The following is a 22,175-nucleotide window of genomic DNA, read 5'->3' as shown; positions in this document are numbered from 1 at the left end:
TGAATCGCTGAACAATCTCCGCGATTCCCTAGGAGGTGGCACCTTTCATGCTCGTCCGTGACGCCATGAGCACGGTGGTCCTCACCGTCGGCCCAGCCCACACACTCCGCCAGGCAGCCGCCCTGATGTCCGCGCGCCGCGTGGGCGCGGCGATCGTCCACGACCCGGACGCCGGCGGCATCGGCATCCTCACCGAACGCGACATCCTGAACTCCGTCGGCCTGGGCCAGAACCCGGACACGGAGCCCATCCACGCCCACACCACCAACGACGTCGTGTTCGCCACCCCGACCTGGACCCTGGAGGAGGCGGCCCGGGCGATGGCCCACGGCGGCTTCCGTCATCTGATCGTCCTCGACGGCGGCGAACCGGCCGGAATCGTCTCGGTCCGCGACATCATCCGCTGCTGGGTCGGAGCCCGCACACCGCAACCGGTCTGACACCCGGGGTCCGGCGCGCGGAACGGGCCGGACCCCGACCCTCCGGCAGCCCGGGCCGCCCGCCCAGGACAAGCGGGCCGCCTGCCGCCCACTCCATCCGACTCCATCCCGTATTGGACTTGGTCCAAGTTGAGTTCGACTCCAAAGTCACACCTGTTCGGAAAATGGTCGGCCTGCTGTTAGGCTGGATGCCATGAGTGACCTTCTGGAACGGCTGCGTGGACGCGGATGGCGGATGACCGCGCAGCGACGCGTCGTGGCCGAGGTGCTCGACGGCGAACACGTCCATCTGACGGCCGACGAGGTCCATGCCAGAGCCGTCATCAAGCTGCCGGAGATCTCCCGGGCGACCGTCTACAACACCCTGGGCGAGCTGGTCACCCTCGGCGAGGTCCTCGAGGTCTCGACGGACAAGCGCGCCAAGCGGTACGACCCGAACGCACACCAGCCGCACCACCACCTGGTCTGCGCCGGCTGCGGCTCGATCCGCGACGTCCACCCGACCGGCAACCCGTTGGCCGACCTCCCCGCCTCGGAGCGGTTCGGCTTCACGGTCTCCGACGTCGAGGTGACGTACCGCGGCCTGTGCCCGGACTGCGCGGCGGCCGCCTGACGAACGTTCCCGAAAGGCCCCGGTACTCACGATGAGTGCCGGGGCCTTCGTGTCGTAGCTCTGCGCCGTACACGGGGTTCCCGAATCTGACGGGCCGTCATATGGTCTTGGGGTCCGCACCCGGCCGACCTCTCGCCGGCGAGAACCCCGGCCCGCTGCTCCCCCGGCAGGCCCGCGGCCCGCCCTCTGACGAAACGCCGCAAGATCACCATCGCGACCGGCACCCTGAGCGCGGAGTACGTGGCCCCGCTCGAAGTCGCCCTGGACAAGGGCGAGTTCAAGGCGGAGGGGCTGGACGTCACGCTGAAGGTGCTGCCCACGCCGGACGCGCTGCCGCTGCTGGCCAAGGGGGACATCGACGCGCTGTGGGCGGCGCCCGAGGCCGCCGTGATGAACGGCGTCCGCGGCGGCTTCGACATCAAGTGGGTCGCGGGCAACTTCTCGCCCGACCCGGAGTCGAGGAGCGGCCTGTGGGTGCGGCTGAAGAACGGCGAGACCGCGTCCGGCGTGCAGATGGCGGGGCGCACCCTGGGCACGATGATCGGCAAGGGTTCGGTGATCGCCTACCCCATGCAGAAGGCGCTGGCGAGCCACGGCGGAGGCCTGGACCGGATCCGCTACCAGCAACTGGGCTCGGCCGACGTCCTCACGGCGCTGCGGAACGGCGGCGTCGACTCGGCCTGGCTCCTGGACCCGGTGTGGCGCCAGGTCACCGGCAGGGCCGGCTACGCGTTCCTGGGCGGCCAGCCGCAGGGCGAACCACTCGGCGGCATGCTGTACGGCCGTACGCTCCTGGCCGACGACGTGGACGCGGGGGTGGCGCTGCTCCGGGCCTACATCCGCACGGTCGACACGTACTTCGCCGGCGACTACAAGGCGGACGCGGACTTCGTCACGTACCTCGCGAAGCTGCTGAAGACCGACCCCGCGATCCTGCGCTCGACCCCGCCGCTGCGCATGGACTGGGAGATCCGCGCGGGCACGACGACGCGTCTGCAGTCGGCGTACCGGGCCCAGGGCGTCGAGCCGGGCGACCCGCTCCCCGAGTCCCGGACGGTGGACCGGGCGCTCTACGAGGAGGCGGTGGGCCACGCTCCCTAGCCGCATCCGTGCCTGAAAAGAAACCTCTGAACAGAAACCAACAGAAACCTCGGGACAAAAATCTCGGGACAAAAACCGAGGGCCGGAATCCGTTTCCGGATTCCGGCCCTCGGCCTTCAGTAGCGGGGACAGGATTTGAACCTGCGACCTCTGGGTTATGAGCCCAGCGAGCTACCGAGCTGCTCCACCCCGCGTCGATGAACAGAACATTACGTGAGGGACGCGCGCAGATGCAAATCCATTACTGTCAGCCCACCTGACCTGCGAAAACGCGCAGCTCAGGCCGACAGCTCCTCGCGCAGCGCGTCTCGTAGCCGCCCCGCCCGCTCGGTCACCTCGGCCGGTCCCAGCGCCACCGCCCGGTCCGCCCACCGCTGTCCCTCCGCGAGCTCGCCACGACGCGCGTAGACCAGGGCCAGCCGCAACGCCGCCCGCCCGTGCCCCGCGTCGGCGGCCCGCTGCCACCACACGGCGGCCTCGGGCTCGCTCCCCTCCCGGGCCAGCAGCAGCCCCAGGTTGAACGCGCCGTTCCGCGAACCGGCCTCGGCAGCGATCCGGTACCACCGCGCCGCCTCCACCACGTCCCCGCGCGCGGCGGCGAGCATCCCGACCCGCACCTGGGCGCGCCGGTGCCCCTGCGTCGCGGCCCGCTCGTACCACTCCTCGCACTCGGTCTTGGTGTGCAGCGAGGACTCCCCGAGCTCGTGCTCGGAGACCTTCGGCCGGCGCGCGTCGAGCACGGCGGCGAGCCGGTACGCGGCCTCGGCGCTCCCGCCGCCCGCGGCGCACCGCAGATGCCGCTCGGCGGCGGCCTCGTCGCCCTCCCGCAGCCGGGCGATACCGACCTGGAGCGCCGCCTCCGTGTGCCCGGCGGCGGCAGCCCGCTCGTAACAGTGCAGCGCGACGCCGTCCTCGCCACGCCCGGCGTAGAGGATCCCGAGGTTGAACGCGGCGTCCACGCTGCCGGCCTCGGCGGCCTTGGAGAACCACGGTTCCGCGCCGGCCGTGTCGCCGCCCTGGAGCAGCAGGATGGCGAGCGCGTTCGCCGCCTCCCGGTGCCCCGCGTAGGCCGCCCGCCGGTACCACTGCTCGGCCTGCGCGGTCCGCCCCTGCTCGGCGCAGAGCAGCCCGAGGTTGTACGCCCCGTTGTCGTCGCCGGCGTCCATCGCCGCGCGGTACCAGCGCTCGGCGGTCTGCGTCTCGCCGCGCTCGGCGTGCAGCGCGCCGAGCGCGTTGGCCGCGTTGCCGTCACCGTCCTGCGCGGCCCGCAGCCACCACACGGCGGCGCTCTCGGTGTCCCCGGCGTCGCGCAGCAGGAAGCCGAGCGCGCAGGCGGCCCGCGCCTCGCCGTCCTTGGCGGAGGTCAGGTACCAGCGCCCGGCCTCCTTGAGCCGGCCGCGCCGCTCCAGGATCGCCCCGAGGTGCAGCGCGGCCCGCCGGTGGCCCCGGGCGGCGGCCTGCCGGTACCACTGCTCGGCCTCTTCGGCCTCCGGAGTCCCGGCGATGGCCTCGGTGCCGACACCGTCGTCGGCTCCGGCCTCGCCCTCACCGCCGCCCGCCCTGCGGTCGAGCGCGCGCGCCAGCCGGTACGCCGCCTCCCGGTGCCCGCGCTCGGCGGCGGCCCGCATCCACTGGCCGGCGGCCGCGTCGCCCCGGTGCTCCAGGAGGTCGGCCAGCGCGTAGGCGCCGAGCGCATGGCCCTGCTCGGCGGACTGGCGCAGCCAGTACTCGGCGGCGGGCTCGTCGCCGCGCTCCCGGTGATGCCGGCCGAGCGCGTGGGCGGCGGCCGCGGAACCGGCCACGGCTGCGATCCGCCACCATCCCGCGGCCTCGTCGGGGTAACCGCGCTGGTGCAGCAGAACGCCCAGGTTGTTGGCGGCGGCACGGTCACCGGCGGCGGTGGCGGCACGCAACAGGGACTCGGCGCCGTCGAGGTCGCCACGGCGCAGCAGCATGGCGCCGAGCACACTCATCGACTCGACGTCACCGGCCTCGGCATGGAGCCGGTGTCGTGCCTCTTCAGCGGCCTCGGCGGCCTCGTCGCGGGTCGGCTCCTCGCCCGAAGGCTGCACAAATCGCCCTGTCTCGAACAGAGTTGCCTTGTCCCCCATAACGTCCATCGTCGCACCACCTGCAACCTGGGTACATCCGGTATACCGCAACCCGTGAGGTCACTTCAGCGTTTTGTCGACATGCCCACAGAACGACAAGTCAAACACATCTCACGCAACTCCCCACAGCGGCTCGGCGGCCTCGCGCACCGGTACATGCGTTCGCCGCCCGTCCGGACACCACGAGCCGACCGTCCGGACCCCACGAGCCGCCGCTCCGGGCGCCGTTGGCTGCCCGTCCGCACACCACGAAGGCCCGGATCCAAAAGGATCCGGGCCTTCGATTCCAGTAGCGGGGACAGGATTTGAACCTGCGACCTCTGGGTTATGAGCCCAGCGAGCTACCGAGCTGCTCCACCCCGCGCCGTTGTGTTCAAACCGTACCACGGCGCGGGGCGATCCCGATCATCCGCCCGGACTGGGACTGCTGCTCGCGGTGGGACTCGCGCTGGTGGCAGGGCTCGGACTGCTGCTCGGCGACGCGCCACCCCCCGTCCCGCCGGCCTTGGACTGCGCCGCCTCGGCCCGGCTGAGCGCGTCCCGCAGCTCGTCCTGGGCCTTGCCGTACGCCGTCCAGTCGCCCTTCTTGAGGGCCTCCTGTCCCGCCGTGAAGGCCTTCTGGGCGTCGTTCAGCGCCTGTTGGACCGTCGGGTTGCCGGAGGCCGGCGGCGTGGTCGTCCCGTTGTCGGAGGATCCCGTGTCCGAGGACCCGGTGTCCGAGCCGTTCGAGCCGAACACCTTGTTGAGCGCCTCGTCGAGGGTGTTCTCGAACTCGGTCCTGCCCTGGTAGGTGACCAACACCTTGCGCAGCAGTGGGTACTTGACCCCGGCGCCGCGTACGTAGACGGGCTCCGCGTACAGCAGGCCCCCGTCCAGCGGCACGGTCAGCAGATTGCCGTACTCGACCTCGGAGTCGCCGCCCTTGAGGAGTTTGATGGCGGCGGCGATCTCCTGTTCGGAGTTGAACTTGCTCTGGACCTGTTTGGGTCCGTCGACGGTCGTACTGGTCGGCAGTTTCAGGATTCTGATCTTGCCGTAGTCCTTGGAACCGGCCTCGGAGTCGACCGACATGAACGCGCTGAGGTTGTCCCGGCCGTTGGGCGTGAACGTCGTCGACAGCGAGAACGTCTGCGCGCTCTGGTCCGGCATCTTCATGCTCAGGTAGTACGGCGGTACCGCGTCTCCCGACTTGTTGCTCGGGTCGTCGGGCACCTGCCACACCTCGCTGCCGGTCAGGAACGTCTGGGCGTCCGTCACGTGGTAGCGGGTGAGCAGTTCGCGCTGCACCTTGAACAGGTCCTGCGGGTACCGGAGATGGTTCATCAGGTCCTGCGAGACGGCGCTCTTGGGCTGCACCGTGCCCGGGAAGGCCTTCATCCAGGTCTTCAGCACCGGGTCCTCGGTGTCCCACTGGTAGAGCTTGACGTCGCCGGTGTACGCGTCGACGGTCGCCTTCACCGAGTTGCGGATGTAGTTGACCTGGTTCTGCTGGGCCACCACCGCGCGCGAGTTGTTGGTCGCGGTCAGCGAGTCGGCGGTGGTGTCACCGAGGGTCGTACGGGAGGCGTAGGGATAGCCGTTCGACGTCGTGTAGGCGTCGACGATCCACTGGATACGACCGTCCACGACCGCCGGGTACGCGTCGCCGTCGATGGTCAGCCAGGGGGCGACCGCCTCCACCCGCTCCTTGGGCGTGCGGTTGTAAAGGATCCGCGACCCCTTGCCGATCGCGCCCGAGTACAGGATCTGCGGCTCGTTGAACGCCACCGCGTACGCGGCGCGGTTGATCGGGCTGGAGAGACTGACTCCGCTCTTTCCCTCGTAGCTGGTGAGCTTCTCACCGTTGTCGTCGGAGTAGTCGATCTCCTTCTGGGGACCGCCGACGATCGAGTACGTGTTCGTCTTCTCGCCGTAGTAGACGCGCTGCTGGTAGGTGCCCAGGTCACCCTTGGACGGCAGGTCCGACTCGGTGAAGACCGGCTGGCCCTGGTCGTCGGCCTCGGTGCCCTTGGCGGCGACCACTCCGTAGCCGTGGGTGTAGCGGAAGTGGTCGTTGATCCAGTTGTTCTTCGGGATTCCGGCGAGGTTCAGCTCGCGCAGGCCGATGACGGTGTCCTGGACCTTGCCGTCCTTGGTGTAGCGGTCCACGTCCAGATTGGTCGGGAACGCGTAGTAGTTCCGCATCTGCTGGAGCTGCTGGAACGTCGGCGAGACGATGTTCGGGTCCATGATCCGGATGCTCGCCGTGGCGTCGACGTCGTCCCGGAGCTTGGTCTTGTCCGTGGTCGTGCTCTTGCCCGTGTACTCGGTGACCTGGGTGTCGTCGATGCCGTACGCCTCGCGGGTCGCCTTGAGGTTCTTCTGGACGTACGGGGCTTCCTTGGCCTGCTCGTTGGGCTGGACCTGGAACTTCTGGACGATCGCCGGGTAGAGGCCGCCGATGAGGATCGCCGACAGGACCATCAGGCCGAAGCCGATGACGGGCAGCTGCCAGGTGCGCCGCCACAGGGTGGCGAAGAAGAGCAGCGCGCAGATGACGGCGATGCAGAACAGGATCGTCTTGGCCGGCAGGTACGCGTTCGCGTCGACGTACCTGAGGCCCGTCCAGTTGCCGGTGGCCTTGAAGTCGCTGGACTTGACGGCCAGTCCGTAGCGGTCGAGCCAGTAGGCGACCGCCTTGAGGGCGACGAAGAGGCCGAGCAGCACCGAGAGGTGGCCGGTCGCGGCACCGGTGGCGCGCGCGCCGGGGCTGGTGACGCGCAGTCCGCCGTACAGGTAGTGGGTGAGCGCGGCGGCGATCAGGGAGAGGATCGCGGTGGCGAAGCCGAAGCCCAGCAGGAACCGGAACCAGGGCAGGTCGAAGGCGTAGAAGGAGACGTCGAGGTGGAACTGCGGGTCCTTCTGGTGGAAGGGCACGCCGTTCACCCACATCAGCCAGGTGCGCCACTGGCCGGCCGCGGAGGCGCCGGCGATCAGCCCGACCAGCGCGGTGACCGCGAACAGCAGCCACTTCTTGTACGGCGCGATGCCCATCCGGTAGCGGTCCAGGCTCTGCTGCTCCATGGACATGGCGCTCAGCGGCGGCCGCAGCCGGTGCGCCAGCCAGACGTTGAAGCCCACCGCGGCCGCCATCAGCAGCCCGAAGACGAAGAACAACCCGATCTTCGTCCACAGGGTGGTGGTGAACACCGAGGAGTAGTGCACCGACCGGTACCAGAGCCAGTCCGTCCAGAAGCCCGCGAACATGGTGAACGCCATGCCGAGTACGGCAAGGACGCCCAGTGTCATGAGCAGGGTCCGGACGCGCCGGGACGGGCGGCCCGCTCTGATCCGCGGCCCCGTCGGGCCTCCGCCGCGGTCCGGCATCTGGAAAGCCAAGGTGCGCACCTCGAAGTTCGCTGTTTGATTCGCTGTTGATCCGCTTTTGTCGCGTCAGGCCCGGTTGTTCGCGAGCCGGACGTGGCCCCCCGTGATCGTGGGGCCACACCTATGCAACTTACTCACGGCTTACTCGGTTCCCGATTCCGGCCATGAACGAGGCAGGATTGTGACCATGTCCAACACTCCCATGGCAGCGAACCCGCTCACCCGGGCCGTCCTCGAGATCGACGAGTACGCCTCCGGTCTCGGCTGGGACCAGCCCGCTCGCCTCTTCGCCCTCGTCGACACCGCACGGCTGCGCACCCAGGAACCGGCTCTCGCCGCCCAGCTCGGTCTGGAGGACGAGTCCGCGACCACCGGTCTCACCCCGATCGAGCAGGACGAAGTGCCAACGGACAAAGCGCTGGACGAGTTCCTGGGCACCATCGCCTGGCCGGACTCGGTGGTCGGCTGCGCGCTCACGGTGGAGCGGCTGATGCTGCCGCCGTCCGCCGAGAACCAGGTCCCGGAGGGGCTGAGCGAGGCCAAGCTGGCCAAGTGGGTGGCGCAGCACCCCGACCGCCAGGAGGTCCGGATGACGGTCGGCGTGCTGCGGGACGGCAGCCGCGACTCGGCGGTCCGGCTGCGCGAGAAGGACTCGCCGACGGAGGTCCTCACCGGCCCCGAGCTGATCCCGGGCCTGGCGGAGGCCCTGAAGGCCACGTTCGAGGACTGAGCACCTCGCCGGCGGCCGGCACGGCTCCGTGCACGGCCCGTGCACGGCCCGTGCGCGGCTCTCATACGGCACCGGGGGCGCCCCTCGTCAGGAAGGGGCGCCCCCGGGCTTTTGCGGTCCTGTGCGGAGCCTCAGCTCTTGGTGCTGCACTTCGGCAGGGCGCCGGTGTCCCCGGCGCGGATGTCCTTGAGTGCGCCGAGGGCGTCGTCGATCGTCTTGACCTTGACCAGGGTGAGCCCGCTCGGGGTGTCCTTGGCGGCCTCGGCGCAGTTGTCGGCCGGGGTCAGGAAGTACTGGGCACCCTTGCTGCGCGCCCCGATCGTCTTCAGCGAGATGCCGCCGATCGGACCGACCGTGCCGTCGTCGGTGATCGTGCCGGTGCCGGCGACGAACTTGCCGCCGGTGAGGTTGCCCGGGGTGAGCTTGTCGTAGATGCCGAGCGAGAACATGAGGCCGGCGCTCGGTCCGCCGACATCGGCGAGCTTGATGTCGATGTCGAACGGGAACGTGTGATCGGTCCCGGCGGAGATCCCGACGATGGCGCGCTTCTCGCCGCTGTCGCTGGACGCGGCCGTCTTCAGGGTGACCTTCTCGGTCTTGGTGGCCGTCTTCTTCGCCTTCACGGCGGCCGCCTGCTCCTTGGCCGGTACGACCGTGAAGACGACGTCCTCGCCCGGCTCGTGCTTGGTCACCAGCGTGGCGACGTCGGTCGGCTGCTTGACCGCCGTACCGTCGACGGCCTTGATCACGTCACCGGCGTGCAGCTTGCCCTCGGCGGGCGAGTCCTTGAGGACCGTGGAGACGATGACCCAGGACTGCACCGGGACGCGCAGTTCCTTCAGGGCGGCCACCTTCGCGCTCTCCTGGGACTCGCTGAACTCCTCGGCGTTCTCCTGGGTGGACTGCTGCTCGGTCTTGCCGTCCGGGTAGAGCGTGTCGTGCGGCACGACCTTGGTGTCGTGGGAGAGCCATCCGAAGACGGCCTCCACGAGGTTCATCTTGTAGTCGGCGCTGGTGACCCGGACGGTCGTCATGTTCAGGTGCCCGGAGGTCGCGTAGGTCTTGTGACCGGAGATCTGCAGCACCGGCTCGCCGCCGTGGTCCCCGAGCGTGTTCACGGTCGGGCCGGGGGACATCTCCGAGTACGGCACGTTGATGAGCACTCCGGCGCACAGGAGCGCGATCAGCATCAGGGTGGAGGCGAGCATCGTCGCGGTGCGGCGTGGCATGCGAAGACAGTACGGGACGTGTCTGTCAGCGCACCGTCAGGGCCACCCGTCAGAGGCGCCTCAGCTGCCGGAGTGGGACCTCTCCATGGCCTCGCGGAACCGCGCGTACCCGTCGAGTTCCGGCCCGTCGCTGCGTGCCCTCCTGGTCCGGTTGGCCCAGCTGCCCCACAGACCGGCAGCGACCGCGGCCACAAGCGGAATCAGCAACCAGACAAGCGCCCCCATGCCAACCTCCCAACCCCATGACCGTCCGCGACTGACTGATCAGCAGATTAATCATCCGCACTGACAACGCTCACGCGGGGGGTACGGTTACGCAACCGGAGGCCGGACAGGCGTTCTTCAGCAGGCTCCGACCCATTCCTCCGTCCCATCCGAGAACTTCTGGTGCTTCCAGATGGGCACCTCGTGCTTGATGTCGTCGATCAGCTTCCGACAGGCTTCGAAGGCGTCCCCTCGATGCGGACACGACACGCCGACGACCACGGCGAGATCACCCACCCGCAGGTCCCCCACCCGGTGCACCGCCGCCAGCGCCCGCACGGGATACTCGGCGACGACCTTCTCGGCGATCCGCCGCATCTCGCTCTCGGCACTGGGATGACACGAATAGCCGAGCGCGTCCACATCGGCGCCTCCGTCGTGGTTCCGCACCGTCCCCACGAACAGCGCGATGCCACCGGCCGCGTCGTCCCCCACGGCCGCGAAGACCTCGTCCACGGAGAGCGCGCCCTCCCGGATCCCGATCAGCTTGACGGGATCTTCGGCACCCAGCTCACCGGGATGATCGTTCACAGCAGCCATACCCCCATCGTGCCGCAAGCCCGGGACCACACGGAATACGCCCAACACCCGGCACACGCGCGTACCCGTTTGGAGACTCCTACGACTCCCGGCCCGCGATCACCGGTTCCGGCCTGTGCCCGCCGCCCGGCCGGGGCCGCCGCCGGCCCCTCGTCAGATCCGCCGCCGGGCCTTCCGGGCCCGCCGTACCACGGCCGCCGCACCCAGCAGCGCGACCGTCGCGCCCGCCGCGCCCGCCGCCGTCGCGTCCTTGCGGCCGAGCCGTCGCCCGACCACCGTGTGCCGTCCGGCCGCCTCCTCCAGCAGCTCGGCGAGGACCTCCTCGTTCGTCCACCCCGGCCGCCACCCGGCCTCGTGCAGCCGGCTTCCGCTCACCACCCACGGATACATCGTGTAGGCGAGATCCCCGGCGGGCGAGGGTGTCAGCCCGATCCGGTGCAGCCGGGCCGCGGCGCCCAGCGCCACCGCCGACGGCAGCTCCATCCGCCGGATCCCGCTGAGCTCCTCGACTTCCTCCTGCTCCAGCCATCCGTCGCAGCCGACGGCGAGTTCCCCCTCGACCTGCTCCAGCACGGCGTACTCCAGCGCGCTGCACAGGTCCTCGACGTGACAGAACTGCCAGGCGGGCCGCGAGCCGGCGACCACGAGCAGCCTGGGCGACTCGAAATACCTGGTCAGCGCGGTGTCGGTGCCTCCGACGAGCACCGCGGGGCGCACGACGGTGACATTGAGCCCGGGGTGCGCGCGGGGCGCCCGGCGCGCGAGCCGCTCGATCTCCAGCAGGTCCCCCACGCCGGTGGCCTCCGCCGTGGCGCGCAACTCCGCGTCCTCGGAGAGCGGCAGCTCGTTGTCCGGGAGGGCGCCGTAGACCATCGCGGAGGTGCACAGCACCACGCGGTGCACTCCGGCCGCGGCGGCCGCGGTCAGCACGGTCTGCGTCCCCCGCACGTTGTAGGCCGTACGGGCGGCGGGATCGGTCTCCAGGTCCAGGTCGAGCGCGAGATGCACCACCACGTCGGCCCCGCGGAGCTTGTCCGCGATGGCCGGATCCCGCACGTCGAGGATGTGCCACTGGGCGTCCGCGCACTCCCCGCGGCGCTCGTCGATGGCGATGACCTGCTTGATCCCCTCGGACGCGGCCAGCCGCTCGGTGAGCAGCGCGCCGACCCCGGTCGCGGCGCCGGTGACGGCGACGACGGGCCCGCGCAGGGCGGCAGGGGTTGACGGGTTTCGCGCTGCGCGAACCTGCGGATCTGGGGAACTCACCGGGCGTCTCCAGCGGTTGTCTTCAGTACGAGCGTGAGTGACGCGTACGTACCAGGTGGCATCCATCCTGCCGCAGGCCGACTGTCGGCGAAGCACCGAGGCCCGATCGGGTCGGGGTGTCTACGCTGGGTGGTGTTGTCGGGCAGCCGCGCCGCCGGAGAGAACCGGTGGCCTTACCAGCCGAGGATTCCCGTGAGTGACACCCCATTCGGTTTCGGCCTTCCGCCGGAGGAGCCGGAAGACGGCGACGAGGGCAAGAAGGAGGACCAGCAGAGCGGTGGTGGGCAGGGACCGGCCAACCCGTTCGGTTTCGGCACACCCGGGGCGGGCGGTTTCGGCAGCCCCGGCGCCGACAATCCGTTCGCTGCCATGTTCGGTTCGCTGAACCCCACCGACCTGGGCGCGGCCTTCCAGCAGCTGGGCCAGATGCTCTCGTACGAGGGCGGCCCGGTGAACTGGGACATGGCCAAGCAGATCGCCCGCCAGACGGTCTCCCAGGGCACCTCGGACGGCGTCAAGGACGCGAGCGTGGGCCCCTCCGACCGCACGGCGGTCGAGGAGGCGGTCCGGCTGGCCGACCTGTGGCTGGACGACGCCACGTCGCTGCCGTCGGGTTCCGGCTCGGCCGTGGCGTGGTCGCGCGCGGAGTGGGTCGAGGCGACGCTGCCCGCCTGGCAGGAGCTGGTCGACCCGGTCGCCGAGCGGGTCGGCGCCGCGATGGGCGACGTCCTGCCGGAGGAGATGCAGGCCATGGCGGGCCCGCTGATCGGCATGATGCGCTCGATGGGCGGCGCCATGTTCGGCACGCAGATCGGGCAGGCCGTCGGTGTGCTCGCGGGCGAGGTCGTCGGCTCGACCGACATCGGCCTGCCGCTCGGCCCGATCGGCCGGGCCGCGCTGCTGCCGGTGAACATCGACGCGTTCGGCAAGGACCTCGGCGTGCCCAAGGAGGAGGTGCGGCTGTATCTCGCGCTGCGCGAGGCGGCCCACCAGCGCCTGTTCTCCCATGTGCCGTGGCTGCGCTCGCACCTGTTCGGCGCGGTCGACGGGTACGCGCGCGGGATCAAGGTCGACACGGCCAAGCTGGAGGACGTGGTCGGCCAGTTCGACCCGCAGAACCCCGAGCAGCTTCAGGACGCGCTTCAGCAGGGCATGTTCCAGCCCGAGGACACGCCCGAGCAGAAGGCGGCCCTGGCCCGTCTGGAGACCGCGCTGGCCCTCGTCGAGGGCTGGGTCGACGCGGTGGTCCACGCGGCGGCGAAGCCGCGCCTGTCGTCCGCCGACGCGCTGCGCGAGACCCTGCGCCGCCGCCGTGCCACGGGCGGTCCCGCGGAGCAGACGTTCGCCACCCTGATCGGCCTGGAGCTGCGCCCGCGCCGGCTGCGTGACGCCTCCCGCCTGTGGGCCTCGCTCACCGACGCGCGCGGTGTCGACGGCCGGGACGCCCTGTGGGCGCACCCGGACATGCTGCCGACGGCGAGCGACCTGGACGACCCGGACGGCTTCGTGCACCGCGAGCAGCTGGACTTCTCCGAGCTGGACAAGATGCTCGGCGAGGCCGCCCAGAAGCCCGACCTGCACAAGAAGGACGGCCGGGAAGACCAGGCAGAGGGCGACGACACCGAGTGAGCCTGTACGACGACGCGGTCCTCGTCCTCAAGGGGTACGAGGGCCAGGAAGAGCTGCGCCAGGCCTATCTGGACCATCTCGCGGGGCACCCCGACGGGATGTGGAAGGCATGTCACGCGGGGCATGTCACGGCGAGCGCGCTGGTCGTCGACCCCGAGCACGGCCGGGCGCTGCTGACCCTGCACCGGAAGCTGCGGATGTGGCTGCAGATGGGCGGTCACTGCGAGCCGGGTGATGCCACGCTGGCCGCGGCGGCCCTGCGGGAGGCGACCGAGGAGTCCGGGATCCCCGGGCTGACCCTGCTGCCGGGCGGCCCGGTGCGGTTGGACCGGCATCCGATCCCGGCGCCGTGTCACTGGCACTTCGACGTCCAGTACGCGGCGGTGGCCCCGCGGGGTGCCGCCCACGCGATCAGCGACGAGTCCCTTGACCTGCGCTGGTTCGCCTACGACGAGGTCGCGGAGGTCGCCGACGACTCGGTCGTACGACTGCTGGAGGGGGCCCGGGCGCGGCTCTGAACCCGGACCTGCGCAAAGACCCGTGTAAGGGGCGCTTGCCACGGCGTGCGCCCCTTACCTCGTGGCCGTCAGCTCCAGGCGTTCCCCTGGTTCATTCCGCGCGCGCCCTGCTGTCCCATCCCGAACTGGGCGGCGAGGCCCTGGCCGATCTGGGCGCCCTGCGGCGGGAGCAGTTCACTCGGCTGGACCAACGCGAAGCCACTTCCCATGAAGCTGAGCTCCCAGCCCTCACCGGTGCTGCCGCGACGCCGCCACACGCCCGAGGAATGCGTCTGGGCCTGCATCTGGACGCGCAGTCCGGTGGACCAGGCGACGATCGCGTCGGCGTCGCAGTTCACGTACTTGTCGGGCGTGACCTGCATCAGCAGCGGCGCGCCGGAGGTGATCAGGGCGACCTTGCCGCGACCGGTGATGTTGAGCTGGTACTTCCCGGAGCCGGAGATGCCGTAGAGGCTGTCCACGGCGACCACCTCGTAGTGCAGCGAGGAGTCCATGGCGAGGACGTAGCCGCTGTCCACGGTCAGTCCGTCCTGCTCGACGTCCAGGACGTGGACGTGCTGGGCGAGGTTGGCGAAGTAGACCGTGCCCTGCCCGTGGCAGCGCATCAGGTCCAGGCCCTCGCCGGTGTACGCACGCGCGCGTGACTGCTGGTTGTTCGTGTACTCGGCGTCGAACTCGACGAGCCCCTGGTAGGCGACCATCGTGCCCTTGCGGGCGAGGACGTCGTCGTGGCCCTCCAGGACGACCCGCAGCATCTGCTTGTTCTGCAGGCTGTAGCGGTCCCGGACCTGGGAGTCGTTGTGCGCGAAAAGCGGGCTCTGCATGATTCTCTGGCTCCCCCTCAGCCCCGGAAACGAAGGCGGTCGGTGCTGTCCTCGCTGGGCTGGACGACGACGATGCCCTGCCCGGAGAAGGCCATCTGGTAGGCCTCGCCGCTGCCCCGGCCGATCAGGGACTGCGCCTTGAAGCTGCGCTTGCCCTTCACCTTGAGGTTCGGCGACCAGGCGACCAGCGCGTCCGGGTCGACGTACGTCTCGTCCTCGCCGCCGCCGCAGTCGACGACGATCGGCTTGCCCCGGGAGGTCAGCGCGACCCAGCCCTGCCCGGAGATCTTGGTGTTCCACAGGCCCTGACCGGCGAACTTCGCGAGCCCCTTGACCCGCTCCACACCCCACGTCAGATGCGCGTCGAAGGCGAGCAGGTTGGTGGCGTTGACGGAGATGCCGTCGCCGTTGAGGTTGATGACGACGACGTCGGCGCCGTAGTCGGCGAGGTAGAGCAGTCCGTCGCCGGAGCACTTCATCAGGGGCGCGCCCTCGCCGGTCATCCAGTCCCGGGCGATCTGGCGCACGGCCGGCGGGTTGGGCTCGTACTGGACGAAGCCCTCGTAGGCGACCATCGACCCCACGCGCGCGAGGAGGTCGTTCCCGGTCTGCATGGCGACCTTCAGCATGTTGTTGCCGTGGTTCTCCATGCGGGCGGTGACGGGTGCGGGGGCGTAGCCCGCGAGCGGCTGGTTCATGACGGGCTCCCTCAGACCTCGTACGGCTGGACCACGATGAAGTTGCCGGGGGCGCCCCGGAACTGCAGGTTGACGCTCTCGCCGGTGTCGCCCGGGTAGGCGTTGCGGCGCATCCGGACCTGGCTGGAGACGATCACCTGGGAGGCCGCCGACCAGGCGACCACGGCGTTGCAGTCGGCGAACGTCGTCGGCGTCACGGGCAGCACGACGGGCGTGCCGTGCGTCTTGACGACGATGGTGCCGGTGCCCTGGAACTGCATCGTGAACAGCGCGCCGCCGGGGATGCCGTGGCCCTCGATCCGGCGGACCTCGTACTGGAGGCTCTCGTCGAAGGCGAGGACGCTCTCGGCGGAGACACAGATCGCGTCGCCCTGGAGCTCGATGGGGTGCAGATGGGCGGAGTTCTCGGCGAGGAACACCTGGCCGTGGCCGGTGCAGCGCATCAACTGCATCTCCTGGCCGGTGGCGTTGCCCACGATCCGGCCGGCGAACCCGGCGCCCTTGTAGCCGAAGTCGACCTTGCCCTGGTAGAGCACCATGCTGCCCTGGCGGGCCAGCACCGGCTGGCCGCCCATGCCCAGGTCGACGCGGACGAGCTTCTTGTTCTGCTGCGTCCAGCGCTGCCCGGTGGGCGTCTCCTTGAACTTCTCGAGCGCCGCGCCCACTCCGGCACCGCCCTGGGGAGCGCCCTGCGGAACTCCGTAGGCCTGCTGGCCGGGGACCTGCCCGAACGGCGGCTGCTGGCCGTAGCCCGGGGGCGGGGTCGGGGCCTGGGGTGCCTGGGGGTAGCCGGGCGGCGGGGGCGGGGCCTGCGGAGCCGACGGGGGCTGGCCGTAGCCGGGCGGCATGGGCGCGCCCGGTGCGGGCGGCTGGCCGTAGGGCGCGGGGGCCGGGGACGGTGGCGGCACCGTGCCGGGGGCGGGCGGTGCCAGCGGGGCGATGACCGTGGGCGCGCCGTGGACGTTCGAAACCGGCGCGGGGCCGGGTGCCGGGGGCGGGGTGAAGCCCTGGGGCGCGGGTGCCGGGGTGTACGGAGGCGCGGGAGCGGGGGCCGCCGGGGCGGGCGCCGGGCTCGGTGCGGGTGCGGCCGGGGCGGCGAACGCGGGCGGCGCGAAGCCGGGCGCGGGTCCGCTCTGCGACGGCTGCGGCTCGGGCGCGGCGGGCGCCTCCTCCTCCATCACCTCGCCGCCGAAGTTCTTCAGCAGCGCCTCCAGACCGCCGTCGAAGCCCTGGCCGACGGCGGCGAAGCGCCACACGTCCTTCAGGTAGAAGTCGCCCAGCATCACGGCGCGTTCGGTGGAGAACTCGGAGCCGTCGAAGGAGTACCGGGCCACCTCCTCGCCGCCCGCGACGATCCGGATGTATCCGGGCGCGACCTGCGACATCTGCCCGGCGCCGTCGAGGGTCGCCGTGAACGCCAGCTTGTGGATCCGCGGCGGGACCCGGTCCAGCGTGACCCGGAAGGACTCCGTGTCGCCCGCCTGCGCACCCAGCAGCTGGATGGACTCCTCGGGGGACTTCGGCTGGTTGAAGAAGACGAAGTACCGGTCGTCCGACAGCCGTTCGTCGGCGTCCAGGCCGAAGCAGCTGATGTCGAAGGACAGTCCGGGCCCGGCGATCTGCACACCTACGTACAGATCCGTGCCCGCCGTCAGGTCACTGATCCTGGCCTTGTGGCCGCGTTGGAATTCCCTGGCCATGCGCTACGACCGTCCCCCATCCCGAATGCGAGTGCGTCGCGCCAGGCTAACGGCTAACTCGGACATCGGAGGAAGTCGGTACAGACCCGGTACACAACCGGGCTCGGCGGCCCCGAAGGGAGCGCCTGTGGGGCGTGTCACTCGTCCCGGATGCCGGGCGCCTGGGGCAGCCGGTCGGCGGCGACCACCCCTTCGAGGTAGCCCCTGGCCCGCTCGGTCCGCGGATACGCCTCCAGGAGCCGCCAGAAGTCGGGACCGTGCCCGGGCACCAGCAGATGTGCCAGTTCATGGCAGAGCACGTAGTCGACGACGTACTCGGGCATGCCCTGGAGCCGGTGCGAGAGGCGGATGCTGCCCTCGGCGGGGGTGCAGGAACCCCAGCGGGTGTTCTGGTTGGTGACCCAGCGCACCGTGGCGGGGCGGGCCCGGCCGTCGAAGTACTGTGCCGACAGCCGCTCGGCGCGCTCGGCCAGTTCGGCGTCGCCCAGCACTCGCTTGCTCTCCTGGGCGGCGAGTTTGTTGAGCATGACGGTGACCCAGCGTTTCTCCTCCGCCTCGGACATCCGGGCGGGGATCAGTACGACGGTGCGATCGCCCTCGCGGTACGCGGAGACCGTCCGGCGGCGCCGGGCGCTTCTGCGAACCTCGATCGCGCTCACCCCCAAGCCGCTGGGCGGCTGGCTCGTCATGCTGCGCTGTGGGTTTCCGGCGCGGTGCAGTGGGTCGGCGGGCACGCCCCGACGTTACCCGCTGCACACGGGGGAAGTCCCGGGTCCGGGACGGTTCGATGCCGATCCCCCACCATGCGTTTGATTTGTACGACGAATACCCACCGCCTGTGGACAACTTTCGGCACCCGCCGACCGGGCCGGGCATGCTGGCAGTCGTCGGGCGGAGCGTGACCGGCTCCACCGGCAGAAGGGGATCTTCCGTCACCTACGAGGATCTTCCATGACCTTTCGACAGCTACGGGGGACTGTCATGCATCCGCTGGTGAAGCCCGCGCTCCGGCGCGGCTGGCGTGACCTCAACACCGTGCAGTTCGGGATGACCCCGGCGCACGCGATGACACTCGGGCCGATGGACACGGCGACCGGCAGCTTCCTGGACCTGCTCAACGGCACCCGCGGCCTCGCGCTGCTGCGTACCGAAGGGCGGCGCATGGACCTGCCGGACGGGCATGTCGACGCGCTGGTGGAGCGGCTGTCACGGGCCGGGCTCGTCGACGACGCGCGCGGCGGCGGGCCGGCCGCGGCGGCGCTGCGCGCGAAGCAGGAGGTCTTGGACCGGCTCGGTCCCGATCTCGCGTCGCTTTCCCTGATCACACCGGAGCCGGGCGGCGCGATCGGCCGGCTGGCGGCCCGGCGTGCCCTGCGGGTGCAGGTGCGGGGCGCGGGCCGGGTCGGTGTCACGCTGGCCGCGCTGCTGGCGGGCGCGGGGGTCGGCGAGGTCGACGTGCGGGACGTGGGCCGCGTCCGGCCGTGGGACGTGGCGCCGGGCGGGCTGCCCGCGGAGGCGGTCGGCGAGCGGCGGGACGAGGCCGCCCGCAGGGTGGTCCGCCGGGCCGCCCCGGACCGCCCGCCGCGCCGCCCGGACCCGGCCGGGGAAGAGCCCGGCCTCTCCCTGGTGATCATCGCCCCGCGTGACGACGTCCTGGTGCACGCCCCGGACGCGGGCACCGCCGAGCCGCTCATGACCTCCGGGACACCTCACCTCTACACGGGTGTCGTGGAGGGCACGGGCGTCGTCGGTCCGCTCGTCCTGCCCGGCGGGACCGGCTGCGCCCGCTGTCTGCACGAGCACCGCTCGGACCGGGACCCGGCCTGGCCACGCCTGATCGCCCAGTGGCGGTCCGGACAGGCCCGCCGGGTGGGGGCCTGCGACCTGACACTGGCGACGGCCGTGGCAGGACTGGCCGCAGCGCATGCCCTGGCCTTCCTCGACGGGGAGTCGCCGTCCGGCACCGGAGTGCGCTGGGAGGCGTCCGTACCGGCTCTGCACTGGCATGCGCGACCGGTCCGGCCGCATCCCGCATGCCCGTGCGGAGCGGCGGAGAAAGCTAAGGGGGGACACTCCTCAACCAACGGAGCTCCGCACGAGACAATGGTGGTGCAACGGCCTTCGGCGGAGCGACGAAAGCACACGGACGCCGCGCGGCCGACTGGGACTTGGAGGGCGCATGTCTGATCTTCCCCGGAAGGCGGTCACCCGGACCGCCAAGCTCGCCGCGCTCCCGCTCGGCTTCGCCGGCCGGGCGACCTGGGGTCTGGGCAAGCGCATCGTGGGTGAGTCCGCGGAGATCGTCGGCCGCGAGCTGCAACAGCGCACGGCGGAGCAGCTTTTCAAGGTTCTCGGAGAGTTGAAAGGCGGGGCCATGAAGTTCGGGCAGGCCCTGTCCGTCTTCGAGTCCGCCCTCCCTGAGGAGATCGCCGGCCCCTACCGGGCGGCCCTCACCAGACTCCAGGACGCCGCACCGCCGATGCCGACCCGCACCATGCACGCGGTGCTCGCCGAGCGCCTGGGCGAGGACTGGCGGGAGCTGTTCCTGGAGTTCGAGGAGAAGCCCGCGGCGGCCGCCTCGATCGGGCAGGTGCACCGGGCGGTGTGGCACGACGGCCGTGTGGTCGCGGTCAAGGTCCAGTATCCGGGAGCCGGCGAGGCCCTGCTGTCCGATCTCGGGCAACTGAGCCGTTTCGCCCGTCTGTTGGGTCCGCTGATCCCGGGCATGGACATCAAGCCCCTGATCGCTGAGCTGCGCGACCGGGTTTCCGAGGAGCTGGACTACGCCCTGGAGGCGCAGGCCCAGTCGGCGCACGCGGAGGAGTTCGCGGACGACCCCGATGTGGTGGTCCCCGCGGTGGTGCACCAGTGCGAGCAGGTCCTGGTCACCGAGTGGATCGACGGAATACCGCTCTCCGAGATCATCTCGGAGGGCACGCAGGAGCAGCGCGACCGGGCCGGTCAGCTCCTGGCGCGGTTCCTGTTCTCGGGCCCGGCCCGCACCGGCCTGCTGCACGCCGATCCGCACCCGGGGAACTTCCGGCTGCTGCCCGGCGGCCCGGAGGACGAGGAGGAGTGGCTCCTGGGCGTGCTGGACTTCGGCACGGTCGACCGCCTCGCGGGCGGCCTGCCCGCCCCGATCGGCGACTCCCTGCGGATGACGCTGGACGGCGACGCCGAGGCGGTCTACGAACTGCTGTGCGCCGAAGGGTTCGTCAAGGACTCCATAGAGCTGGATCCCGACGCCGTCCTGGACTATCTGCTGCCGATCATCGAGCCGGCACAGGTCGACGAGTTCACCTTCACCCGCAACTGGATGCGCAGCCAGGCGGCCCGCATCGCCGACCCCCGCAACCCCGCCCATCAGCTGGGCAAACAGCTCAACCTGCCGCCTGCCTACCTGCTGATACACCGAGTGACCCTGAGCACCATCGGCGTGCTGTGCCAGCTGGGCGCGACGGTCCGGCTGCGGGAGGAACTGGAGGCGTGGCTGCCCGGGTTCGTACTCGAAGAGGCCGCAGAGGCAGAGGACGTTCCGGAAGTCGCGGAGGTCGCGGAAGCCGAGGTGGCGGAGGCGGCCGTGGAGGCGCAGTAGCGGACGGCGGGGCGGTGATCACCACCAGGACGTGTCGAGCCGGCCCTCGATCGCTCTGAGGTTCTCCCTGGAGCAGGTGTCGCAGAAGAACCGGCGGACGCCGTGCTCCATGGAGCAGGTCCAGGTGGTGGGCTGGGGGCCGTCAGCCGGCGTGCCGCAGCGGGCGCACACCGGAGGGTGGGGCTCCGCTGCGGACCCACCGTGATCACTGCCTCCGGAAGGACTCGTCACCCGGCGACGATAACGCCGCGGCGCGCGGATCCGCGGGCGCAACGCACCGCGGGGGCCGGTCCGTTCGGCCGGACCGGCCCCCGCGGGAAGCTTTCGTCTCCCTCAGCCGGGAGGCCACCGCTTCAGGTGTTCGGGATCACTGCATGACGGCCATGGCGAGCGCACGGCGGGCGCGCATCGAGGCGCGCTCGGCCCGGCGCTGCATCCGGCGAGCGGTCGCCAGGCGCACGGCCCGGCTCTCCTGCTCGGCCTCGTGCAGTCGCTCGTGCATATGCGCACGAGCCAGGGCTTCTGGAATGAGTTGCATCTCTCGGGTCCTGTTCTGACGCGAGCCGGTGGTCGTACCGGCGGGGGTGAAGTCTGGAATCGCGGAGCCGGTGGGCTCGCTGGTGGACGGCTTCATCGGGGCCTGCTTCTTGGGGTCGTGCGTGAGGGGGCGGTCGATCGTTCCTTGGATGTTCATGCCGAGACCGGGTTCTTGCGCGGGCGGCCACGCGGCCGCTTCCGGGCGACGACGACACCCTGGACGAACAGCTCGCCACCCCAGACACCCCAGGGCTCACGCCGCTCCTTGGCACCGGCGAGGCAGGCCTCGATCAGCGGGCAGGTGCGGCAGAGGGACTTGGCGTACTCGACGTCCGCCGGCGACTCCGCGAAGAAGACCTCCGGGTCGTAGGAACGGCAGGGGACGGGCACGCCGAGGTTCTCGATGGCGTCGTCGAGCGCGGTGAGCGCGGTGAGCGGGATCAAGGTGGAGTCCTCCGTGGGGCCGGGCGGGGGGATCGTTTCGGAAGGCGGTACGGACGGGGCGTGCGCTTCGAGTTGCACGGCTGTTGTTCCTCGTCTGGTCGTGCCGGTCGGGTTGGACCGGTTGGCGGCTGGTACCGGGTTCTGCTCTTGTCCCGAGGCCCCTTCACCCGTCCGTCCCTGTGATGGGGACAAACAGAAGGGCCGCGGATCCCGGATGGGGTTCCGCGGCCCTGAAGGCGCCGGCCTGATCGATTCAGGCTGGATCACTCCAGGGTTCTGGCCCACGGAAGGCCCACATCAGGTGGTGCTGCGTCTGCTTCCGGCTTCCGGCACCGGCTGCCGTAAAGGCATAGGCGTGGGCCCCTGCCATTACTGCTTCCAGTGCCTCAGTCGGTCGCTCATTGCGCTCACGGATGGGAAGACCCGCGAGAGAAACGGAGGACGCCGGACGCACGGCAGGAATGCCGGACACACCGGTGCCCAGGTTCGAGACGCCGAGCATGCACACGGAGACGGCCGAGAGATCGGTCATTTTGGCCGCGCTGGTGTTGGTCTTGATGCTGATCACTG

The 22,175-nt window shown here is 70.7% G+C and carries 20 protein-coding genes, 2 tRNA genes and 1 pseudogene; 8 read left to right on the top strand and 15 right to left on the bottom strand.

The genetic code is table 11. From position 1 onward, the window contains the following. The first annotated feature begins 47 nt into the window (after positions 1-47). From ACWDGI_RS03925 to ACWDGI_RS03915, 3 genes and pseudogenes are all read left to right on the top strand, one after another. A complete protein-coding gene (locus tag ACWDGI_RS03925) occupies positions 48-440 on the top strand; it encodes a CBS domain-containing protein (protein ID WP_351745420.1) in 393 nt (130 codons plus the stop codon). Positions 441-633: 193 nt separating this feature from the next. After that, the gene (locus ACWDGI_RS03920; protein WP_450755004.1) at positions 634-1,053 is read left to right on the top strand and encodes a Fur family transcriptional regulator; all 420 of its coding nucleotides are present in this window, start codon (positions 634-636) and stop codon (positions 1,051-1,053) included. Positions 1,054-1,167: 114 nt separating this feature from the next. Further along, positions 1,168-2,154 (top strand): annotated as a pseudogene (locus ACWDGI_RS03915) (ABC transporter substrate-binding protein); the annotation flags it as partial. 120 nt (positions 2,155-2,274) lie between these two features. Here the strand turns inward: ACWDGI_RS03915 and ACWDGI_RS03910 are convergent. From ACWDGI_RS03910 to ACWDGI_RS03895, 4 genes are all read right to left on the bottom strand, one after another. After that, positions 2,275-2,348 (bottom strand) — tRNA-Met (locus ACWDGI_RS03910). 84 nt (positions 2,349-2,432) lie between these two features. Next, a complete protein-coding gene (locus ACWDGI_RS03905; RefSeq protein ID WP_450755002.1) occupies positions 2,433-4,274 on the bottom strand; it encodes a tetratricopeptide repeat protein in 1,842 nt (613 codons plus the stop codon). A gap of 281 nt (positions 4,275-4,555) precedes the next feature. Next, positions 4,556-4,629 (bottom strand) — tRNA-Met (locus ACWDGI_RS03900). Between the two features lie 41 nt (positions 4,630-4,670). Further along, complete coding sequence (locus ACWDGI_RS03895) at positions 4,671-7,631, bottom strand: UPF0182 family membrane protein (RefSeq protein WP_450755307.1); 2,961 nt, start codon at positions 7,629-7,631, stop codon at positions 4,671-4,673. Between the two features lie 187 nt (positions 7,632-7,818). On the opposite strand from ACWDGI_RS03895, the gene ACWDGI_RS03890 reads away from it, so the two are divergent. Beyond that, positions 7,819-8,361: a PPA1309 family protein gene (locus ACWDGI_RS03890; RefSeq protein WP_450755000.1), complete on the top strand. Its 543-nt coding sequence runs from the start codon at positions 7,819-7,821 to the stop codon at positions 8,359-8,361. Between the two features lie 131 nt (positions 8,362-8,492). On the opposite strand, the gene ACWDGI_RS03885 is transcribed toward ACWDGI_RS03890, so the two are convergent. From ACWDGI_RS03885 to ACWDGI_RS03870, 4 genes are all read right to left on the bottom strand, one after another. Next, positions 8,493-9,590: a YlbL family protein gene (locus tag ACWDGI_RS03885; RefSeq protein WP_450754998.1), complete on the bottom strand. Its 1,098-nt coding sequence runs from the start codon at positions 9,588-9,590 to the stop codon at positions 8,493-8,495. A gap of 60 nt (positions 9,591-9,650) precedes the next feature. After that, the gene (locus ACWDGI_RS03880) at positions 9,651-9,815 is read right to left on the bottom strand and encodes a hypothetical protein (RefSeq protein ID WP_351745444.1); all 165 of its coding nucleotides are present in this window, start codon (positions 9,813-9,815) and stop codon (positions 9,651-9,653) included. Positions 9,816-9,932: 117 nt separating this feature from the next. Beyond that, positions 9,933-10,394, bottom strand: coding sequence for a molybdenum cofactor biosynthesis protein MoaE (locus tag ACWDGI_RS03875; protein ID WP_360476882.1), 462 nt, complete (start codon positions 10,392-10,394; stop codon positions 9,933-9,935). 153 nt (positions 10,395-10,547) lie between these two features. Then, positions 10,548-11,660: an SDR family oxidoreductase gene (locus ACWDGI_RS03870; protein WP_450754996.1), complete on the bottom strand. Its 1,113-nt coding sequence runs from the start codon at positions 11,658-11,660 to the stop codon at positions 10,548-10,550. A 192-nt stretch (positions 11,661-11,852) separates the two neighbouring features. Here ACWDGI_RS03870 and ACWDGI_RS03865 point away from each other — a divergent pair, with 192 nt between their 5' ends. Beyond that, the gene (locus ACWDGI_RS03865; RefSeq protein WP_450754994.1) at positions 11,853-13,289 is read left to right on the top strand and encodes a zinc-dependent metalloprotease; all 1,437 of its coding nucleotides are present in this window, start codon (positions 11,853-11,855) and stop codon (positions 13,287-13,289) included. Next, positions 13,286-13,807, top strand: coding sequence for an NUDIX hydrolase (locus ACWDGI_RS03860; RefSeq protein WP_450754992.1), 522 nt, complete (start codon positions 13,286-13,288; stop codon positions 13,805-13,807). Before ACWDGI_RS03865 ends, ACWDGI_RS03860 begins: the two co-directional genes overlap by 4 nt. A 68-nt stretch (positions 13,808-13,875) precedes the next feature. Here the strand turns inward: ACWDGI_RS03860 and ACWDGI_RS03855 are convergent, their stop codons facing one another. The 4 genes from ACWDGI_RS03855 to ACWDGI_RS03840 form a co-directional block, all read right to left on the bottom strand. After that, complete coding sequence (locus tag ACWDGI_RS03855) at positions 13,876-14,631, bottom strand: AIM24 family protein (RefSeq protein ID WP_450754990.1); 756 nt, start codon at positions 14,629-14,631, stop codon at positions 13,876-13,878. Positions 14,632-14,648: 17 nt separating this feature from the next. Next, a complete protein-coding gene (locus ACWDGI_RS03850; protein WP_351704845.1) occupies positions 14,649-15,329 on the bottom strand; it encodes an AIM24 family protein in 681 nt (226 codons plus the stop codon). Positions 15,330-15,340: 11 nt separating this feature from the next. Beyond that, complete coding sequence (locus ACWDGI_RS03845; protein WP_450754988.1) at positions 15,341-17,029, bottom strand: TerD family protein; 1,689 nt, start codon at positions 17,027-17,029, stop codon at positions 15,341-15,343. A gap of 137 nt (positions 17,030-17,166) precedes the next feature. Continuing rightward, positions 17,167-17,763, bottom strand: coding sequence for a M48 metallopeptidase family protein (locus ACWDGI_RS03840; protein WP_450754986.1), 597 nt, complete (start codon positions 17,761-17,763; stop codon positions 17,167-17,169). 247 nt (positions 17,764-18,010) lie between these two features. Between ACWDGI_RS03840 and ACWDGI_RS03835 the strand changes: the two genes are divergently transcribed. Both ACWDGI_RS03835 and ACWDGI_RS03830 read left to right on the top strand, forming a co-directional pair. Then, positions 18,011-19,216: a TOMM precursor leader peptide-binding protein gene (locus ACWDGI_RS03835; protein ID WP_450755305.1), complete on the top strand. Its 1,206-nt coding sequence runs from the start codon at positions 18,011-18,013 to the stop codon at positions 19,214-19,216. Continuing rightward, the gene (locus ACWDGI_RS03830) at positions 19,209-20,624 is read left to right on the top strand and encodes an ABC1 kinase family protein (RefSeq protein ID WP_450754984.1); all 1,416 of its coding nucleotides are present in this window, start codon (positions 19,209-19,211) and stop codon (positions 20,622-20,624) included. The genes ACWDGI_RS03835 and ACWDGI_RS03830 overlap by 8 nt, the downstream gene beginning before the upstream one ends. Before the next feature lie 367 nt (positions 20,625-20,991). Here the strand turns inward: ACWDGI_RS03830 and ACWDGI_RS03825 are convergent, their stop codons facing one another. The 3 genes from ACWDGI_RS03825 to ACWDGI_RS03815 all read right to left on the bottom strand — a co-directional run bounded on the left by ACWDGI_RS03825 (position 20,992) and on the right by ACWDGI_RS03815 (position 22,173). Next, positions 20,992-21,318: a hypothetical protein gene (locus tag ACWDGI_RS03825; protein ID WP_450754983.1), complete on the bottom strand. Its 327-nt coding sequence runs from the start codon at positions 21,316-21,318 to the stop codon at positions 20,992-20,994. After that, positions 21,315-21,683 (bottom strand): WhiB family transcriptional regulator, encoded by a 369-nt coding sequence (locus ACWDGI_RS03820; RefSeq protein ID WP_450754981.1) that lies wholly within the window; start codon positions 21,681-21,683, stop codon positions 21,315-21,317. The genes ACWDGI_RS03825 and ACWDGI_RS03820 overlap by 4 nt, the downstream gene beginning before the upstream one ends. Before the next feature lie 175 nt (positions 21,684-21,858). Then, positions 21,859-22,173 (bottom strand): hypothetical protein, encoded by a 315-nt coding sequence (locus ACWDGI_RS03815; RefSeq protein WP_450754979.1) that lies wholly within the window; start codon positions 22,171-22,173, stop codon positions 21,859-21,861. Positions 22,174-22,175: the final 2 nt, after the last annotated feature.

Source organism: Streptomyces sp. NPDC001220, from assembly GCF_053597895.1.
This window is presented reverse-complemented; position numbering and strand designations above follow the sequence as displayed.

Bases quoted from the DNA above. Each gene is read 5' to 3' on its own strand.
- ACWDGI_RS03905 (WP_450755002.1), bottom strand. From the start codon at position 4,274: ATGGACGTTATGGGGGACAAGGCAACTCTGTTCGAGACAGGGCGATTT.
- ACWDGI_RS03895 (WP_450755307.1), bottom strand. From the start codon at position 7,631: ATGCCGGACCGCGGCGGAGGCCCGACGGGGCCGCGGATCAGAGCGGGC.
- ACWDGI_RS03825 (WP_450754983.1), bottom strand. From the start codon at position 21,318: ATGAACATCCAAGGAACGATCGACCGCCCCCTCACGCACGACCCCAAG.
- ACWDGI_RS03920 (WP_450755004.1), top strand. From the start codon at position 634: ATGAGTGACCTTCTGGAACGGCTGCGTGGACGCGGATGGCGGATGACC.
- ACWDGI_RS03925 (WP_351745420.1), top strand. From the start codon at position 48: ATGCTCGTCCGTGACGCCATGAGCACGGTGGTCCTCACCGTCGGCCCA.
- ACWDGI_RS03845 (WP_450754988.1), bottom strand. From the start codon at position 17,029: ATGGCCAGGGAATTCCAACGCGGCCACAAGGCCAGGATCAGTGACCTG.
- ACWDGI_RS03885 (WP_450754998.1), bottom strand. From the start codon at position 9,590: ATGCCACGCCGCACCGCGACGATGCTCGCCTCCACCCTGATGCTGATC.
- ACWDGI_RS03855 (WP_450754990.1), bottom strand. From the start codon at position 14,631: ATGCAGAGCCCGCTTTTCGCGCACAACGACTCCCAGGTCCGGGACCGC.
- ACWDGI_RS03835 (WP_450755305.1), top strand. From the start codon at position 18,011: ATGCATCCGCTGGTGAAGCCCGCGCTCCGGCGCGGCTGGCGTGACCTC.
- ACWDGI_RS03830 (WP_450754984.1), top strand. From the start codon at position 19,209: ATGTCTGATCTTCCCCGGAAGGCGGTCACCCGGACCGCCAAGCTCGCC.
- ACWDGI_RS03880 (WP_351745444.1), bottom strand. From the start codon at position 9,815: ATGGGGGCGCTTGTCTGGTTGCTGATTCCGCTTGTGGCCGCGGTCGCT.
- ACWDGI_RS03890 (WP_450755000.1), top strand. From the start codon at position 7,819: ATGTCCAACACTCCCATGGCAGCGAACCCGCTCACCCGGGCCGTCCTC.
- ACWDGI_RS03875 (WP_360476882.1), bottom strand. From the start codon at position 10,394: ATGGCTGCTGTGAACGATCATCCCGGTGAGCTGGGTGCCGAAGATCCC.
- ACWDGI_RS03850 (WP_351704845.1), bottom strand. From the start codon at position 15,329: ATGAACCAGCCGCTCGCGGGCTACGCCCCCGCACCCGTCACCGCCCGC.